The sequence below is a fragment of the Xanthomonas codiaei genome (genome assembly GCF_002939785.1).
GTDB classification, from domain to species: Bacteria; Pseudomonadota; Gammaproteobacteria; order Xanthomonadales; family Xanthomonadaceae; genus Xanthomonas; species Xanthomonas codiaei.
Map to the genome: position 1 here is coordinate 162,010 of NZ_MDEC01000004.1, position 15,857 is coordinate 177,866.

Below are 15,857 nucleotides of genomic sequence, written 5' to 3' on the forward strand. Positions count from 1 at the left end.
TTACTTGTTCTCGACCGGCTTGGCGTCGGCTGCCGGCGCCGCTGCAGCAGGAGCCGCAGCGGGGGCCGGACGCGCCTTGACCACGCGCACGCCGCGCGCCTTCATCCAGGCGTCGAATTCTTCGGCCGTCATGCGCTTGCCGTTCTGGCTCATGTCGAAGCGCCACGGAGTGTTGTCGAAGGCGGTGGTGGCCTTGTAGGCGGCCGGATCGTTCGGGTTGACCGCGCCACCCGGCGGAATCACCTTGGCCACGTCCTGGCAGCCTTCCACGCGCAGGCGCAGCAGCACGCGGTCCACCGACTGATCGCTGCTGTAGGGCTGGGCCAGCACGCCGGTCGGCATGCCCAGCTGCACGCTGCGGGTGTAGAACTCGGCGGCCGCCGGCGCAATCACGGTGGCGGGCAACGGCAGCGGCTGGGACACCATGCTGCCGGCGCAGTTCGGAGCGGCGTAGGCGGCGGGAATCAGAGCGAGACAGAGCAGTCCTGCCGTAGCGGTACGCAGCATCGTTGGTTCTTCCAATAAGAGTATGTGTCGACGCGGCGAGTGTAGGCAGCGATGAACGCTGTTTCAACAGGAACCGTGCCGGAAGGGCAACACAGACAGCATCGCAGCCTGTATGCGAAGGAATCGGGGGACGTTCGGTGCACACATAGACAAAACCCGGCGCAAGGCCGGGTTTTGTATGAAGCAGACTGGCGGTCCGATTAGTTCTGGACGTTCAGCTCGGTACGACGGTTCTTCGCACGGCCTTCCGGATTGTCGGAACCATCCGGGTTGGCGTTCGGAGCGATCGGACGGCTCTCGCCGTAGCCGATCGGGCCGACCAGACGCGACGCATCGACGCCGTTCTTGGTCAGGTAGTCGTACACGGTGGTCGCACGACGCTCGGACAGCTTCTGGTTGTACGCGTCGGTACCCTTCGAGTCGGTGTGACCGGCAACCTCGACCTTCAGGTCGGGGTAGCGCTTCAGGATCTCGGTCGCTTCGCTCAGGATCGACACGGCATCCGGACGCAGGGTCGACTTGTTGAAGTCGAAGTTCACGCCCTTCAGGTCGATCGACACCGGCACCGGGCAGCCGTCCGGACCGATGGTCTGGCCAGGCTGCGAAGCCGGGCACTTGTCGTCGCAGTTGTTGACGCCGTCACCGTCGTCATCCAGGTCTGCGCAGCTCGGGGCAACCGGAGCCGGAGCCGGCGGCGGAGCGGTCGACGGAGCAGGTCCCAGCGGGATCACGACGCCGACCGAAGCCAGCACGTCGCCGAACCAGTCTTCCTGCGGAGCGGCAACGCTCTGGTCGTTGAAGTCAGCGCGGTAAGCCACTTCGGCACGCACGGCAACGCGCTTGTCGAAGGTGGTCTGCAGACCCACACCAGCCTTGGCGGCAAAGTTGCCGTCCTTCTGCTGGCCCGGCGACACCGGGTTCGGGGTGGCGTCGAACTCTTCTTCCGAGCGCTGGTAGCCCAGGCCGAACAGCAGGTACGGGTTCCAGCCGCGGCCTTCCTGGATGAAGTGACGACGCAGATCGAACGAGATGCCGTACTGGCTCCAGTTCTGGTCCTGGTTGGCGTCGAAGTTCGGGTTCTGGTAGTTCAGCTCACCGTCGATCGACCAGTTCGGGCTGACGAACTTGCCCAGGCCCAGGGTGACGAACGGAGCATCATTGGTCAGACGGTCGTTGTCCTGGAAGTTGAAGCCAGCGCCACCGGTCAGGTACCAACGGTCATCGAACTCCTGCGCGGAAGCAGCCTGGGCCACTGCCAGACCGCCGAGCAACGCGGCAGTGAGAATTTTCTTGTTCATTTATACAGCTCCTTCTTTGGGAGATAAAACCGATAGAGGCGGTGTTCTTGGTAAAGATGCTCGTCACATCCAGAGCCATCGGGGCGCAGATTAAGCCGGCCTCAGTGAAGATCGCGTTAACGGTCATATAACATGTGAAAGCAATCGCCAGGGCTGCAAACCCTAGCCAATACTACGTATACAGTTTCATGAAGAAAAGGACCGGGCACCCACTTCTGCCGATCACGCGATATGAACGAGAGCCGAATCGAGCACATTGGAGACGGTTACAACACGGTCCGGTTTTGACCTTGCTGAGCGCTGGAAAAACCACATTGGTGAATGCCAGGCCCCGTCCGAGCTGAATTGTGGGGTCCATGGTTGCAGCCAACTTGCTTCACAACGCACCCTGAACTCCCCACCAGGAGCGTCCCGATGAAAGCTGTGGTCCTCACCCGTTATCTTCCGATCGACGATCCGGCGTCGTTGCTCGACATGGAGCTTCCGGCTCCCGGAGCGCCGTCGGGGTATGACTTGTTGGTACGAGTGGAAGCGATCTCGGTGAATCCGGTCGACACCAAGGTCCGCGCGCCCAAGCCGCAAACCCTGGAAGCACCTAAGATCCTGGGCTACGACGCTGCCGGCGTGATCGAGGCAGTGGGTCCGGACGTCACGGCGTTTGCGGTGGGCGACGAGGTCTATTACGCCGGCGACATCAGCCGGCCGGGCAGCAACGCGCAGTACCAATGGGTAGATGCACGCATCGCCGGCTGCAAACCCACCTCACTGAGCTTTGCCCAGGCCGCGGCGCTGCCGTTGACCACGCTCACCGCGTGGGAGCTGCTGTTCCAGCGCATGCCGTTCGCCTTCGACGGCGCACGCAACCGCGGCCGGCATCTGCTGATCATCGGCGGCGCCGGCGGGGTTGGCTCCATCGCGATCCAGCTGGCGCGGCATGCCGGCTTCACGGTGATCGCCACCGCATCGCGGCCGGAGAGCATCGAATGGGTGCGGCAGATGGGCGCCCAGCATGTGATCGACCATCACCAGCCGCTGCACCCACAGTTGCAGGCGCTGGGCCTGCACAGCGTGGATGCGGCGCTGAACCTGGCCGACACCGATCGCTACTGGCAACCGCTGGGCGAGATCCTGGCGCCGCAGGGGCATGTCGGCCTGATCGTCGAGCCCCGCGGTCCGTTGCCGATCGGCGACCCATACAAGTCCAAGTGCATCGGCATTCATTGGGAGCTGATGTTCGCCCGCTCGCGCTACGCCACCGACGACATCGTGGAACAGCATCGCATCCTCAACCGTGCGGCGAGCCTGATCGACGCGGGCGAGTTGCGCACGACACATACCGAAACGCTGTCGCCGATCAATGCCGGCACCTTGCGTGAAGCGCACCGTCGGCTGGAAAGCGGCAGCACCATCGGCAAGCTAACCTTGGCCGGCTGGTAGCCGTGGCAGGTCGCGTTTCGCTGCCGCCCCGGCACTGAAGCGGCCATCGGCCTGCAGCGAAACAGCAACGGCACCGAGGCTCGCGCCTCGGGCTCATTGCACCTCGAAACCAACTGCCACAACGGGCATGGGCCGGCACTGCGCCGGACAGCTCCTGGCATGGCAGGCGGTGTCACCTCGGCGATCCGGCAGCGGCGGCGCAGCCGGCACCCCGGACTTGGGCACCGGGGACTTGCCGCCACGCCCGTTTGCCTGCATCGTGCGCACTCCGTACGCCAGCGTATCCACATCATGTCGCCCGCCACCGGCCCTTCGCCCTCGCCCTTCCCGCACCTGTTCACGCCGCTCGATCTGGGCTTCACCCAACTGCGCAACCGCGTCCTGATGGGCTCGATGCACACCGGGCTGGAAGACCGTGCACGCGATTTTCCCAAGCTGGCGGCGTATTTCGCCGAGCGCGCGGCCGGTGGGGTTGGCCTGATCGTCACCGGCGGCTTTTCTCCGAACGTGGTGGGCTGGCTCAAGCCGTTCGGTGGCAAGCTGTCCTGGCCCTGGGAAGTGCGCCCGCACCGCCAGGTCACCCGCGCCGCGCACGAGCATGGCGCCAAGATCTGCCTGCAGTTGCTGCATGCCGGGCGCTACGCCTATCACCCGCTGTCGGTGGCGCCGTCCAGGTTGCAGGCGCCGATCAATCCGTTCACCCCGCGTGCCCTGTCTGCGGCAGCGGTGGACCGCCAGATCGCCGCCTACGCGCGGTCGGCGCGGCTGGCGCGCGAAGCCGGCTACGACGGTGTGGAGGTGATGGGTTCGGAAGGCTATCTGATCAACGAGTTCACCGCCGCACGCACCAACCAGCGCAGCGATGCCTGGGGCGGCGATGCGGCAAAGCGCATGCGCTTTGCGGTGGAGATCGTGCGCCGCATCCGCGAGGCCTGCGGACCGGACTTCATCATCATCTACCGGCTGTCGCTGGTGGACCTGGTCGAAGACGGCAACCAGTGGCAGGAGATCCTGGCACAGGCGCAGGCGATCGAAGCGGCCGGCGCGACCATCATCAACTCCGGCATCGGCTGGCACGAGGCGCGCATCCCCACCATTGCCACCTCGGTACCACGCGCCGCATTCGCCAGCGTGACCGCCAAACTCAAACCGCACCTGCGCATTCCCGTGGTGGCCAGCAACCGCATCAACATGCCGGAGGTGGCCGAGCGCATCCTCGCCGACGGCGCGGCGGACATGGTGTCGCTGGCGCGACCGCTGCTGGCCGACCCGCAGTGGACCAACAAGTCGCGCGCCGGGCAATCGCACACCATCAATACCTGCATCGCCTGCAACCAGGCCTGCCTGGATCATGTGTTCGAGAACAAGCTGGCCACCTGCCTGGTCAACCCGCGTGCGGTCCACGAGACCGAGCTGGTCTACACCCCCGCCGCCACGCCCAAGCGCATCGCCGTGGTCGGCGCCGGCCCGGCGGGGCTGGCCTGCGCCACAGTCGCAGCCGAGCGCGGCCACCGGGTGACCCTGTTCGATGCGAGCAGCGCGATCGGCGGGCAGTTCAATGTCGCCAGGCGCATTCCCGGCAAGGAAGAGTTCACCGAGACGCTGCGCTACTTCAGCCACCGCATCGAGGCGACCGGCGTGCAGTTGCGCCTGGATACCCATGTGCAGGCAGCCGACCTGACCGAGTTCGACGAGGTGGTTCTGGCCACCGGTATCGAGCCGCGCAAGGTCGATTTCCCGGGCGCGGACCATCCGATGGTGGTGAGCTATTTGGACGTGGTGCTGGGCCGCCATGTCGCTGCCGACAAGGTCGCGATCATCGGCGCCGGCGGGATTGGCTTCGATGTCGGCGAATTCCTGGTGCACGAGGGCGAATCGGTGTCGCTAGGCCCGGCGCGCTGGATGGCCGAATGGGGCGTGGATGCCACCTTCGAGACCCGCGGCGCGCTGGTCAGACCGCAGCCCGAGCGCCCTGCCCGCCAGGTCTGGCTGCTGCAACGCAGCCCGGGGCGGCCGGGTGCGCGGCTGGGCAAGACCACCGGCTGGATCCACCGCGCCACGCTCAAGGCCAAGGGCGTGAAGATGCTCGGCGGCGTGGAATACCTGGGCGTGGACGATGCCGGACTGCGGATCCGCGTGGAGGGCAGCGAGCAGTTGCTCGATGTCGGCACGGTGGTGATCTGCGCCGGCCAGGAACCGCGCCGCGAGCTGCAGGCCGCCTTGCTGGCGCTCGGCAAGCAGCCGCACCTGATCGGCGGCGCCGATGTGGCAGCCGAGCTGGATGCCAAGCGCGCGATCAACCAGGCCAGCCGACTCGCCGCAACCTTGTGACGTCTGCGCCGGTGCCGCCGCCCTGCGTTTGACGGCGCGACCGTTGGCGCATACCGGCTGACCAGGCCCGGTCGACGGGCAATCGGCGGAATCCCTTCGTTCTGGAGGGGCACTGGCCTCTGTCGCGCCATCGCCGCTCTGCGGCAATGGCGGCGGGCCGTGCCCCAGGCCGCATGCCGGTCGCGCACGCCCGGCCCGCCGCGGCGAAGCAATTGATAGCGCCAGCGCTGGTGTTGTGGACCGAAACAGATCCAAGCCGCCCCCCCCCTTGCCGACGCCCGAGGCAGGCATTGCAACCGCGCGCGGCGGCGGCATCACGCGGCCTTCTTCTTGTTGTCGCAGAACACGTCTATAACCGGCCCATGCCAGCCTCGACGACAGCGCCGCCGCCCCTCACCCTGCCGCTGTCGGCGATGCTGGCGTACGCGGCTGCGCACTTCGGCAAGAGCCTGCTCTGGTACACCGGCGAGCTGTTGCTGATCTTTGCCCTGACCGAATACGTGCAGCTGAGCGCCACCGCCGCCGGCGTGTCGGTCGCAGCGGGCCTGGTGGTGAGTGCAGTGATGGGCGTGCTCGCTGCACGTCGCTGGCAGGCAAGCAGCAGCCTGGCCTGGGCCGGTCATGCGCAATGGCGCGGCGTGGCCATCGCCGCCGTGGCGATGGCGCTGCTGTTCCTGGTGCCGTGGTTGCCTGCGCCCACGCGCCTGGCCTGCGTGTTGCTCTTCAGCCTGTTGTTCCGCGTGGCATACGCAATGGGAGATGTTGCGCAGAACACCTTGCTTGGCCTGGGCCGTTGGCCATGGCGGGGCGCCAAGGGCGTCAGCGCACTGCGGTTGGTCGGCAGTGGCCTGGCCGCATTGTCGGTCAGTGCGACGATCGGGATGCTGGTGCATTCCAGACCGCATGCAGGCGCCTGCCTCGCGATGGCGGTGGTGGCTGCCGTCAGCACGCTGGCCATGCTGACGGCATGGCGGCTGCGCCAAGCACTATTGCCGCATGCGCAGCTCATTGCAGGCCCGGCAGACATACCGCGTGCAGTCCTGTGCAGCGCATCTGTGCTGCCACTGCTGGTGATCGCAGTGTTATCGCTGGCCCTGCCCACCTTCACCAAACTGGCGCCGTATCTGGCGCAAACGCTGCTCCCTTCGCCACGCTGGGGCAGCGCCGTTCTGATCAGCTACGCCGTCGGTACCGTGGTCATACAGCCGCTTGCGGCGCGGTTGCAGACCGGCGCTGTCCAGCGGCTGGGATGCAGCGGGCTCGCGTTGGTCGTGTTCGGGCTGCTGTTTGCGATGAAGACAACACGCAGCGTATGGCCCGACGCCACGCTGGCATTCGGCATGGGGATGGCAGCCGGCGCAGCCGGGCAGTGGGCGTGGGCACGACATGCCGAACTGGCCACGCACTATGGCCCCGCGCAACAGGCACGCGGCGTCGCAATCCTGACGGCCGTCGCCCAACTCGCGCTTGCATCAGGCAGCGTGCTGATCGGCCTGTTGCTGCACTTGAATAACGATCATGCCGCCGGTCATGCACAGTTGGCATGGTCGATGGCGATCGGCCCTGTGCTCTGCGGTGCGGCATGCGTGTTGCTGGCCTGCGGCAACCCATCCCGCATGACGCCCCGACGGCAGCGGCATCTTGAAAGAGCGAACCTGCCGCAACGAGCCTGAACGCTGCTCGCCAGAGCCGTGCATACCTATCTTTTGACGGCCCGACGCAAGAGCGCGCATCGGTTGCAGCGAGCGGCCAACTCGAACGCATGACTGATCAGAAGACGCAATCGTGGCCGAGTCGCGCCCTGCGCTTCATCTGGTGGTGACGAATTGGTTCAAACTGGGTGCGACGCCGATACAGCGCGAGCGGCGTCGGCGGCTTCTCTGCTCACGCTCGTCAGTCATGCACAGGCATGAATGCGCAGCTGACGGCGTGTGTTGCCAGGCAGCTGCGTGAGGCCGCGCATCGGTTACCCGCTACACCTGTCCCACAACTGTCCAGCCGATACGATCGGCCTGCGACGCTTGGCAGATGCTGCATGCCGTCATGCCTGAATCCCTCCACCCATTGCCATGCGCGTTGCCATTGCAGAGATATGCAGACGGATGCGGCGACGCCACCGGTCCGTCGCTGTGCCGATGCGACGCGGCTGCGCTGCCACAGTGCGTTGTGCACGACTGCGCAAAGCAGGCACAGCAGCCCCTGCGCTGCGTCAACCCCGTCCATTCAGCCTCGATTGTGTGATCGCCGCCTACCTTGCGCCAACTTTTTGACCCACCCACTTGGTGGGCACCTTCGGCAACTCTCTTTCGCCGGAGACCGGGCGGCCCGTGACAGGTCGCCTCCCCATGACGCCAAGCCTTTCGCACTGGTGCATCCACCTTGGATGCCCTGCGGACCGGCCCATACGGAGCAAGGAGTTGTATGAAGATGATTTGGATTTTCTGGCTGGCGCAATTGATGCCGCAGCCAGCTGCAGATTCGCTGTGCTTGAGTACCACCGTGTACCTGGAAGCGCGCGACCAGACCTTGCGCGGCCAGCAGGCTGTCGCCGAAGTCGCATTGCGCCGGCTGGACAGCGGTCTGTGGGGCGATTCGATGTGCGAAGTGGTTACCGCACGCAAGCAGTTCGCACCGACCATCGTGGCGCCGGGCACGCAGCTGAAGAACGATGACGCCTGGAACAAGGCGCTCGGTGTCGCACTGGCTGCAGAACGCAATTGGGCATTGCCGGCTGGTCAGCGCAAGGAAATCGTGCCGGGTGCCAGCCACTTTGCCGCCAGCGCGATTGCAAGCCCGAGCTGGCGCAATGCGTATCAGGTGGCCACCATTGGCGACCACACGTTCTATCGCGTGCAGAAGCTGCGTCCGCGCACAGCGTCGTAAGCGACACACCGCACCATGCTGCGGCGTGTCGCTACCGCCGCCGTCACGCCTCTGGAATTGCCTGCGCTGTCTTTGCCCGCATTGGGCCGCGCGCAGTGCTTCGCACGATTTCCCTGGCGGCGCGCAGGCGGCCGCCATGCGCCGCGAGCAGATCGCTACGCGTGATGATGCCGATGACACGCAAGGTCTGCGGCCCATCCACGACCACCAACCTGCCGACACCGGCATCGCTCATGTGATCGGCGGCTTCGCGGAGCGAGTGCTCTTCGCCGATGACCACCGGAGCACGCTGCAGCAGCGCAGCCAGCGGTACGTCATCGCCCAGACGCAGGTCGAGCAGATCGCGGCGTGTCAGCACGCCACGCAGCACACCCTCCGCGCCGGTGACCGGAAAGCCCTGGTGGCTGACCTCCGCACCGCCACCGCGCAACCACTGGCGCACCTCGCCCAGCGTCTGCGTTGTCTGCAGGCTCACCACGTCGCGACTGCACACCGTGCCTACTGCGATCTGATCCAGATGATCGGCACTGTAGTCGGATGGAACGCGAACGCCGCGGCGCACGATCTTCTCGGTCATGATGGTGTGGCGCATCATCAAACCGGAGACCAGATACGCCGCAGCGCAGCCGCCCAGCAGTGGCAGCAGTCCGTGCGTCTGCTGTGTCGCTTCGAAGGCAAAGATCACCGAGGCCAGGAACGCGCGCGATGCGCCGGCGAACATGGCCGCCATGCAGACCAGCGCTGCCATCCGTGGGTCGACGCCGAGCCAGGGTGCATGGCTCGCCACGGCAATCCCGAGCACGCCACCCAGCGCACCTCCGATGGTGAACAACGGCGCCAGTGTGCCGCCAGAGGTTCCACTGCCCAGCGCCACCGACCACGACACCAGTTTGGCCACGCACAGGATCAACATCGTGCCCAGCCCCACGCCACCGCCCAATACCAGAATGATGTTGTCGTATCCCACGCCCAAGGTCCGCGGCACCCAGTAGCCGACGACGCCCACCACCACGCCACCGATCGCCGGCCACCACATCCAGTGCAGCGGAATCCGTTCGAATGCATCTTCGATGCCGTAAGTCAGGCGTGTCACGCCGACGCTGATCGCGCCGACCACGGCTCCCATCGCCACATAGGCGAACAAGGCACTCAACGCCGCCGGCGGCAGCGTCGGCATGGGAAATACCGGGCCAGTGCCTTCGAACACGCCGTGCATCGCGGCCCCGACCATCGCCGCCAGCGCCACCGGAATCAGCGAGCGCGCGCGGCGTTCGAACAACAGCAGCTCCACCGCCAACACCACCGCCGCGATCGGGGTTGCAAAGATCGCGGCCATGCCGGCGGCAGCACCTGCGGCAAGCAGGGTCTTGCGTTCGTCGGCAGTGACATGCAGTCGTTGCCCCAGCAGCGATCCGAGTGCGCCGCCGGTGGCGATGATGGGTCCTTCCGCACCGAATGGCCCGCCGGTGCCGATCGCCACGGCCGACGATGTCGGTTTGAGCCAGGTCATGATGGGCGGAATGCGGCTGTCGTTACGCAGCACCTGTTCCATCGCCTCGGGAATGCCGTGCCCCCGAATCGCACGCGACCCGTAGCGCGCCATCGCACCGACGATCACGCCACCGACCACCGGCACCGCAATCGCCCAGGCTCCCAAGACTTGCTTTGCCGGGCTGACCATCTCCACGCTCAGACGCCCGAAATACGCCAGGTTGGTGACCAACCCGATCAGCGCCGTCAGCACCTGCGCAACGCCCGCCACGACGAAGGCCAACATCAGGCAGAGACCGGCGATCCAGACCACGCGGCGATCCAGCGGCCGAAACCGAGCCGGCATCTGTGCCTGCGCCAGTGCTGGATCCAACGATGGGGCGAGCGGAATCGCCACGCGCGAGTGCGTGCTGGAGGTGGAATCAATCAAGGGGAGGACGCCAGAAGTGGGACGCGGCAAAGGCTACGCCGATCGTCTCGCAGTAGCTGGCTCAAACTTAAACCCGTGCGTCATGCGTCTGTCGGGACAAGCGTGCCTGGAACGGTCCGTGTGCATCCACCGCACCGCCACGATAGCCACTGCCGCAACACCGGCGGCGGCATCTGCGAAGGACCACATCGGCCTCGTCCTTGCCGCGTCTGTCGCGCCGCCTGCATCGAGGCACGCCGTCACGCCCATCCGTCTCCAGTGGTGCGCCGCGCGCCGCTCGTTCGGCGCCACAGCTCGCAGGGCAACCCGGCTAAGCTTGCGGTCCTGTTCCTCACTGGATTGACCATGAAGCTCTACACCAAGCCCGGCGCCTGCTCGCTCGCTGACCACATCGTCCTGCGCTGGTCCGGGTTGCCGTTCGACCTGGTGGTGGTCGATGCCTCCACCATGAAGTCGCCCGACTATCTGCAACTCAATCCGGCAGGTGCCGTGCCGTTGCTGGTCATCGACGATTGGGCGCTCACGCAGAACGCCGCCATCCTGAATTACATCGCCGATATCGCGCCGCTGACCGGCCTGGGCGGCGATGGCAGCGCGCGCAGCCGCGCCGAGATCAATCGCTGGATCGCATTTTGCAATGCCGATGTCCACCCCACCTTCAAGCCGATCTTCGGCAGCACCGCCTACCTGCAGGATCAGGCATTGATCGCGCGCAGCCACGACGATGCGCGCAGCAAGTTGCGCACGCTCTACGCACGTGCCGATGCGCATCTGCAGGGCCGCCAGTGGCTGGCCGGCGACAGCCATACCGGCGCCGATGCGTATCTGTTCGTGACCTTGCGCTGGGCCCGCAAGGCCGGCGTGGACGTGAGTGGGCTGACGGCACTGGATGCCTTCTTCCAGCGCATGCAGGCCGATGCCGACGTGCAGGCAGCGCTGAAGGCCGAAGGCCTGGAATAAGAGCGACTGACAGAACGACTGCAGCCGTGAGGCCTACACGGCCGGTACCCGGTGCGGCATGTACCACGCGCACCCTCCCGAGCGCGCCGTCCACACCCGCCTGCCGACGGCTCGCGACGTCCTGTTAGCCACTCCACGCGATGACGCGGCCAAGGCACGTACCTTGGCCGCCGAATCACCCAGCGCACGTGCGGCGCGTTGTCGCTGCACACAGCGCACTCCACGCAGCACCGCCGCGATGCCCACCCGCTGGTGTCACCGCTGGTGAGCAGACACAAAAAAACGCCGGGCAATGCCCGGCGTTCTGACTTGCAGCAACCCTGGTACTCAGCCCAGCAGATGCGACACGCCGCTGCGCTCTTCTTCCAGCTCGGCCAGGGTCTTGTCGATGTACTTCTGGCTGAAGTCGTCGATCGGCAGATCCTTGACCAGGGTGTACTGGCCATTCTCGGTGGTGACCGGGAAGCCGAAGATCACGCCTTCGGGAATACCGTAGGAGCCGTCGGACGGCACGCCCATGGTCACCCACTTGCCGTTGCTGCCCAGCACCCAGTCACGCACGTGATCGATGGCGGCGTTGGCGGCCGACGCAGCCGAGGACAGCCCGCGCGCTTCGATGATCGCCGCGCCGCGCTTGCCCACGGTCGGGATAAAGGTGTTGGCGTTCCATTCCTGGTCGTTGATCGCATCACCGATGGATGCGCCATCGGCGGTGGCGAAACGGTAGTCCGGGTACATGGTCGGGCTGTGGTTGCCCCATACCACCAGCTTCTCGATGCCGCCGACCGGCTTGCCGAGCTTGAGCGACAGCTGGCTCAGCGCGCGGTTGTGGTCCAGGCGCAGCATGGCGGTGAAGTTCTTCGGATTCAGATCGGGCGCCGACTTCATCGCAATGTAGGCATTGGTATTGGCCGGGTTACCGACCACCAGCACCTTGACGTCGCGCTTGGCCACCTTGTTCAACGCCGCGCCCTGCGCGGTGAAGATCTTGGCGTTTTCCAGCAGCAGGTCCTTGCGCTCCATGCCCGGGCCGCGCGGACGCGCGCCGACCAGCAGGGCCACGTCGATGTCCTTGAACGCCACTTCGGCGTCGTCGGTGCCGACCATGCCGGCCAGCAGCGGGAACGCGCAGTCTTCCAGCTCCATCATCACGCCCTTGAGCGCGGCCTGGGCCTTCTCGTTGGACAGTTCCAGCAATTGCAGGATCACCGGCTGATCCTTGCCCAGCATTTCGCCCGAGGCGATGCGGAACAGCAGGGCGTAGCCGATCTGGCCGGCAGCGCCGGTCACAGCAACACGAACAGGTGCTTTCATGGGGTGTTTCCTCTGCTAAAAAGCGTTGGTGGGGGTGGCGCGCTGGCGGGGCCGCAAGGCCTGGCGGCACGCATTGACAAGCAAACGGCCGCACGAGGCGGCCGTTCGACGGGGGTGGCGATCAGGCGGCGAGGATCTTGTTCCACTCCGCAACGCGGTCGGCCTTGGCGGCCAGCACGGCGTCGGTATCGCCTTCGATGGTGAGCGTGTTGATGGTGTCGCCCTGGGCAACGCTGTCCACCACGTCCAGGCCCTGGGTGACCTTGCCGAACACGGTGTGCTTGCCGTCCAGCCACGGGGTGGCGGTGTGGGTGATGAAGAACTGGCTGCCGTTGGTGTTGGGGCCGGCATTGGCCATGGACAGCACGCCGCGCTCGTGGCCCACGCCGTTATTGGTCTCGTCTTCGAAACGGTAGCCCGGGCCGCCGCGGCCGGAACCTTCCGGGCAACCGCCCTGGATCATGAAGTCGGCGATGACGCGGTGGAAGCTCAGGCCGTTGTAGAAGCCGCGCTTGGCCAGGTTGACGAAGTTGGCAACCGTCAGCGGAGCCTTTTCCGGGTACAGCTCGACAACGATCGGGCCGCGGGAGGTGTCGAAGGTGGCGATCAGGGACATGGAAATCCTTGCAGGTTCTGGGATGATCAACAGCCCATTAGGATACACCCGGGCGCGTGGCCGGCCGCGCGGTTACGACCATGGTCCAACGCTCGTGGCCGCCTGGAGACCAAGCCCGTCACGCTGGCTGAATGGGCGATCTGAACCGACTTGCGCCAATCCACAACGGCAACGCAACGAAACCGCTATAATGTCGGGCTTACCTCATCTCAAGACTGGCGCCAGACAGGGGCCCTTTCCGCATGTCCATCGAAAAACTCCGCAATATCGCCATCGTCGCGCACGTCGACCATGGCAAGACCACCCTCGTCGACTGCCTGCTGAAGCAGTCCGGCACCCTGTCCGAACGCACCGTCCTGGCTGAGCGCGTGATGGACAGCAACGACCAGGAAAAGGAACGTGGCATCACGATCCTGGCCAAGAACACCGCCATCACCTGGCAAGGCAACCGCATCAACATCGTCGACACCCCGGGACACGCCGACTTCGGTGGCGAAGTCGAGCGCGTGCTGTCGATGGTGGACTCGGTGCTGATCCTGGTCGACGCGATGGACGGCCCGATGCCGCAGACCCGCTTCGTCACCCAGAAGGCCTTCGCGATGGGCTTCAAGCCGATCGTGGTGGTCAACAAGATCGACCGTCCCGGCGCACGCCCGGACTGGGTGATCGACCAGGTGTTCGACCTGTTCGACAAGCTCGGTGCCACCGACGAGCAGTTGGACTTCCCGATCGTCTACACCTCGGCACTGAATGGCTACGCCAGCCTGGATTCGAACGTGCGCGACGGCGACATGACCCCGCTGTACGAAGCGATCATGCAGCACGTCTCGGCACCGGACGTCGATCCGGACGGCCCGTTCCAGATGCGCATCAGCCAGCTGGACTACAACAACTTCGTCGGCGTGATCGGCATCGGCCGCATCCAGCGCGGCGTGCTGAAGAAGAACATGCCGGTCAGCGTGATCGACCGCGAAGGCAAGAAGCGCCAGGGCAAGGTGCTGCAGGTGCTGGGCTTCCTGGGCCTGGAGCGCATCGAGCAGGACAGCGCCGAAGCCGGCGACATCGTCGCCATCTCGGGCATCCAGGAACTGACCATTTCCGACACCGTGTGCGCGCTCGACCACCCCGAGGCGCTGCCGGCGCTGACGGTGGACGAGCCCACCATCTCGATGACCTTCCAGGTCAACAACTCTCCGTTCGCCGGCAACAAGGACCTGTCCGGTGGCAAGTTCCTGACCAGCCGCCAGCTGCGCGACCGCCTGGACCGCGAGAAGGTGCACAACGTGGCGCTGAAGGTCGAGGAAGGCTCCGACGCCGACAAGTTCCTGGTCTCCGGCCGTGGCGAACTGCACTTGTCGGTGCTGATCGAGAACATGCGTCGTGAAGGCTATGAGCTGGCCGTGTCGCGCCCGGAAGTGATCATCAAAGAAATCGACGGCAAGCTGATGGAGCCGATCGAGCAGCTGGTGGTGGACATCGAAGAACAGCACCAGGGCGGCGTGATGGAAAAGCTGGGCACCCGCAAGGGCCAGCTGAAGAACATGGAACCGGACGGCAAGGGCCGCGTGCGCCTTGACTACATGATCCCGGCGCGCGGCCTGATCGGCTTCCAGAACGAGTTCCGCACCCTGACCCAGGGCTCGGGCCTGCTGTTCCACGTGTTCGACCATTACGGCCCGAAGGAACAGGGCGCCATCGCCAAGCGCCAGAACGGCGTGATGATCGCCAATGCACCGGGTGCAACCCCGGCCTATGCATTGGGGCCGCTGGAAGAGCGTGGCCGCCTGTTCGCCGCCGAAGGCGACAACGTGTACGAAGGCCAGCTGGTCGGCATCCACTCCAAGGACAACGACCTGACCGTCAACGCGATCAAGACCAAGCCGCTGACCAACATGCGCGCGTCGGGCAAGGATGATGCGATCAAGCTGACCCCGGCCATCAAGTACACGCTGGAGCAGGCCCTGGACTTCATCGAGGACGACGAGCTGGTCGAAGTCACTCCGAAGGAAATCCGCCTGCGCAAGAAGCACCTGACCGAGAACGAGCGCAAGCGCGCCGGCCGTTCCGGCTAAGCCCTGGCGTTCACGCTCGTGCAGCGCAAGCCCTATAGCCCGGATCCGCGTGCGCATCCGGGCCTTCATGCGATCGCCTTGCTCGAGGCGGTCAAGGGGGCGCTTGCGCTGTTGGCGGCGACGGGCCTGGAAATTCTGGGCCCACTCCCGCTGCAGAATGCGGTCAGTACGCTGATCCGCCGTTTCAATCTGGATCCCGAGCACGGCGCGCTGCCGTCGTTGCTCAAGACCATCAACCCCGATGCCGTGCATCTGGCTGCCGCAGCGATGCTGGCCTACGGCCTGCTGCATGTGGTGGAAGCCTGGGGCCTGTGGCGCGCCAAGGCCTGGGCCTCGCTGCTGGGCTGTCTGTCGGCCGCCATCTATTTGCCTTTCGATATCTACGCCATCGTCCGCCATCCCGGCTGGACCGCCTGGGCCGTGCTGGCGATCAACCTGATCGTGGTCGGCGTGCTGGCACGCGATCTGGTCCGGCGTCGCCGCTGACCCACCCTGCCCTGTCCACGCGGACGCGGCCA

At 65.7% G+C, this 15,857-nt stretch carries 12 protein-coding genes; 7 read left to right on the forward strand and 5 right to left on the reverse strand.

The genetic code is table 11. From position 1 onward, the window contains the following. The gene (locus XcodCFBP4690_RS04425) at positions 1-507 is read right to left on the reverse strand and encodes a hypothetical protein (protein ID WP_104539825.1); all 507 of its coding nucleotides are present in this window, start codon (positions 505-507) and stop codon (positions 1-3) included. 200 nt (positions 508-707) lie between these two features. Further along, a complete protein-coding gene (locus XcodCFBP4690_RS04430; protein WP_104539826.1) occupies positions 708-1,805 on the reverse strand; it encodes an OmpA family protein in 1,098 nt (365 codons plus the stop codon). 414 nt (positions 1,806-2,219) lie between these two features. Between XcodCFBP4690_RS04430 and XcodCFBP4690_RS04435 the strand changes: the two genes are divergently transcribed. The 4 genes from XcodCFBP4690_RS04435 (at position 2,220) to XcodCFBP4690_RS04450 (ending at position 8,456) form a co-directional block, all read left to right on the forward strand. Further along, the gene (locus XcodCFBP4690_RS04435; protein ID WP_104539827.1) at positions 2,220-3,242 is read left to right on the forward strand and encodes a zinc-binding alcohol dehydrogenase family protein; all 1,023 of its coding nucleotides are present in this window, start codon (positions 2,220-2,222) and stop codon (positions 3,240-3,242) included. 291 nt (positions 3,243-3,533) lie between these two features. Beyond that, positions 3,534-5,573 carry an NADPH-dependent 2,4-dienoyl-CoA reductase gene (locus tag XcodCFBP4690_RS04440; protein ID WP_104539828.1) on the forward strand — a complete coding sequence of 680 codons (2,040 nt, stop codon included), beginning with the start codon at positions 3,534-3,536 and terminating at the stop codon, positions 5,571-5,573. Positions 5,574-5,935: 362 nt separating this feature from the next. Next, a complete protein-coding gene (locus XcodCFBP4690_RS04445) occupies positions 5,936-7,246 on the forward strand; it encodes an MFS transporter (protein ID WP_104539829.1) in 1,311 nt (436 codons plus the stop codon). Positions 7,247-7,994: 748 nt separating this feature from the next. Then, positions 7,995-8,456 (forward strand): cell wall hydrolase, encoded by a 462-nt coding sequence (locus XcodCFBP4690_RS04450; protein WP_064508663.1) that lies wholly within the window; start codon positions 7,995-7,997, stop codon positions 8,454-8,456. Positions 8,457-8,499: 43 nt separating this feature from the next. Here XcodCFBP4690_RS04450 and XcodCFBP4690_RS04455 read toward each other — a convergent pair whose 3' ends face one another. Then, positions 8,500-10,293: a chloride channel protein gene (locus tag XcodCFBP4690_RS04455; protein WP_104539892.1), complete on the reverse strand. Its 1,794-nt coding sequence runs from the start codon at positions 10,291-10,293 to the stop codon at positions 8,500-8,502. Between the two features lie 429 nt (positions 10,294-10,722). Here XcodCFBP4690_RS04455 and XcodCFBP4690_RS04460 point away from each other — a divergent pair, with 429 nt between their 5' ends. Then, the gene (locus XcodCFBP4690_RS04460; protein WP_104539830.1) at positions 10,723-11,337 is read left to right on the forward strand and encodes a glutathione S-transferase family protein; all 615 of its coding nucleotides are present in this window, start codon (positions 10,723-10,725) and stop codon (positions 11,335-11,337) included. Positions 11,338-11,664: 327 nt separating this feature from the next. Here XcodCFBP4690_RS04460 and XcodCFBP4690_RS04470 read toward each other — a convergent pair whose 3' ends face one another. Beyond that, positions 11,665-12,651, reverse strand: a complete 987-nt coding sequence (locus XcodCFBP4690_RS04470) for a malate dehydrogenase (protein ID WP_104539831.1) — start codon at positions 12,649-12,651, stop codon at positions 11,665-11,667. 121 nt (positions 12,652-12,772) lie between these two features. After that, positions 12,773-13,267, reverse strand: coding sequence for a peptidylprolyl isomerase (locus XcodCFBP4690_RS04475; protein ID WP_039413197.1), 495 nt, complete (start codon positions 13,265-13,267; stop codon positions 12,773-12,775). A 242-nt stretch (positions 13,268-13,509) separates the two neighbouring features. Here XcodCFBP4690_RS04475 and typA point away from each other — a divergent pair, with 242 nt between their 5' ends. After that, positions 13,510-15,339 (forward strand): translational GTPase TypA, encoded by a 1,830-nt coding sequence (typA, locus tag XcodCFBP4690_RS04480; protein WP_104539832.1) that lies wholly within the window; start codon positions 13,510-13,512, stop codon positions 15,337-15,339. Between the two features lie 18 nt (positions 15,340-15,357). Continuing rightward, positions 15,358-15,825 (forward strand): DUF2127 domain-containing protein, encoded by a 468-nt coding sequence (locus XcodCFBP4690_RS04485; protein WP_104539833.1) that lies wholly within the window; start codon positions 15,358-15,360, stop codon positions 15,823-15,825. Positions 15,826-15,857 lie beyond the last annotated feature (32 nt).

What these genes read in the sequence shown, in the direction of transcription:
- XcodCFBP4690_RS04425 (WP_104539825.1), bottom strand. Translation starts at nt 507, where the DNA reads ATGCTGCGTACCGCTACGGCAGGACTGCTCTGTCTCGCTCTGATTCCC.
- XcodCFBP4690_RS04430 (WP_104539826.1), bottom strand. Translation starts at nt 1,805, where the DNA reads ATGAACAAGAAAATTCTCACTGCCGCGTTGCTCGGCGGTCTGGCAGTG.
- XcodCFBP4690_RS04435 (WP_104539827.1), top strand. Translation starts at nt 2,220, where the DNA reads ATGAAAGCTGTGGTCCTCACCCGTTATCTTCCGATCGACGATCCGGCG.
- XcodCFBP4690_RS04440 (WP_104539828.1), top strand. Translation starts at nt 3,534, where the DNA reads ATGTCGCCCGCCACCGGCCCTTCGCCCTCGCCCTTCCCGCACCTGTTC.
- XcodCFBP4690_RS04445 (WP_104539829.1), top strand. Translation starts at nt 5,936, where the DNA reads ATGCCAGCCTCGACGACAGCGCCGCCGCCCCTCACCCTGCCGCTGTCG.
- XcodCFBP4690_RS04450 (WP_064508663.1), top strand. Translation starts at nt 7,995, where the DNA reads ATGAAGATGATTTGGATTTTCTGGCTGGCGCAATTGATGCCGCAGCCA.
- XcodCFBP4690_RS04455 (WP_104539892.1), bottom strand. Translation starts at nt 10,293, where the DNA reads ATGCCGGCTCGGTTTCGGCCGCTGGATCGCCGCGTGGTCTGGATCGCC.
- XcodCFBP4690_RS04460 (WP_104539830.1), top strand. Translation starts at nt 10,723, where the DNA reads ATGAAGCTCTACACCAAGCCCGGCGCCTGCTCGCTCGCTGACCACATC.
- XcodCFBP4690_RS04470 (WP_104539831.1), bottom strand. Translation starts at nt 12,651, where the DNA reads ATGAAAGCACCTGTTCGTGTTGCTGTGACCGGCGCTGCCGGCCAGATC.
- XcodCFBP4690_RS04475 (WP_039413197.1), bottom strand. Translation starts at nt 13,267, where the DNA reads ATGTCCCTGATCGCCACCTTCGACACCTCCCGCGGCCCGATCGTTGTC.
- typA (WP_104539832.1), top strand. Translation starts at nt 13,510, where the DNA reads ATGTCCATCGAAAAACTCCGCAATATCGCCATCGTCGCGCACGTCGAC.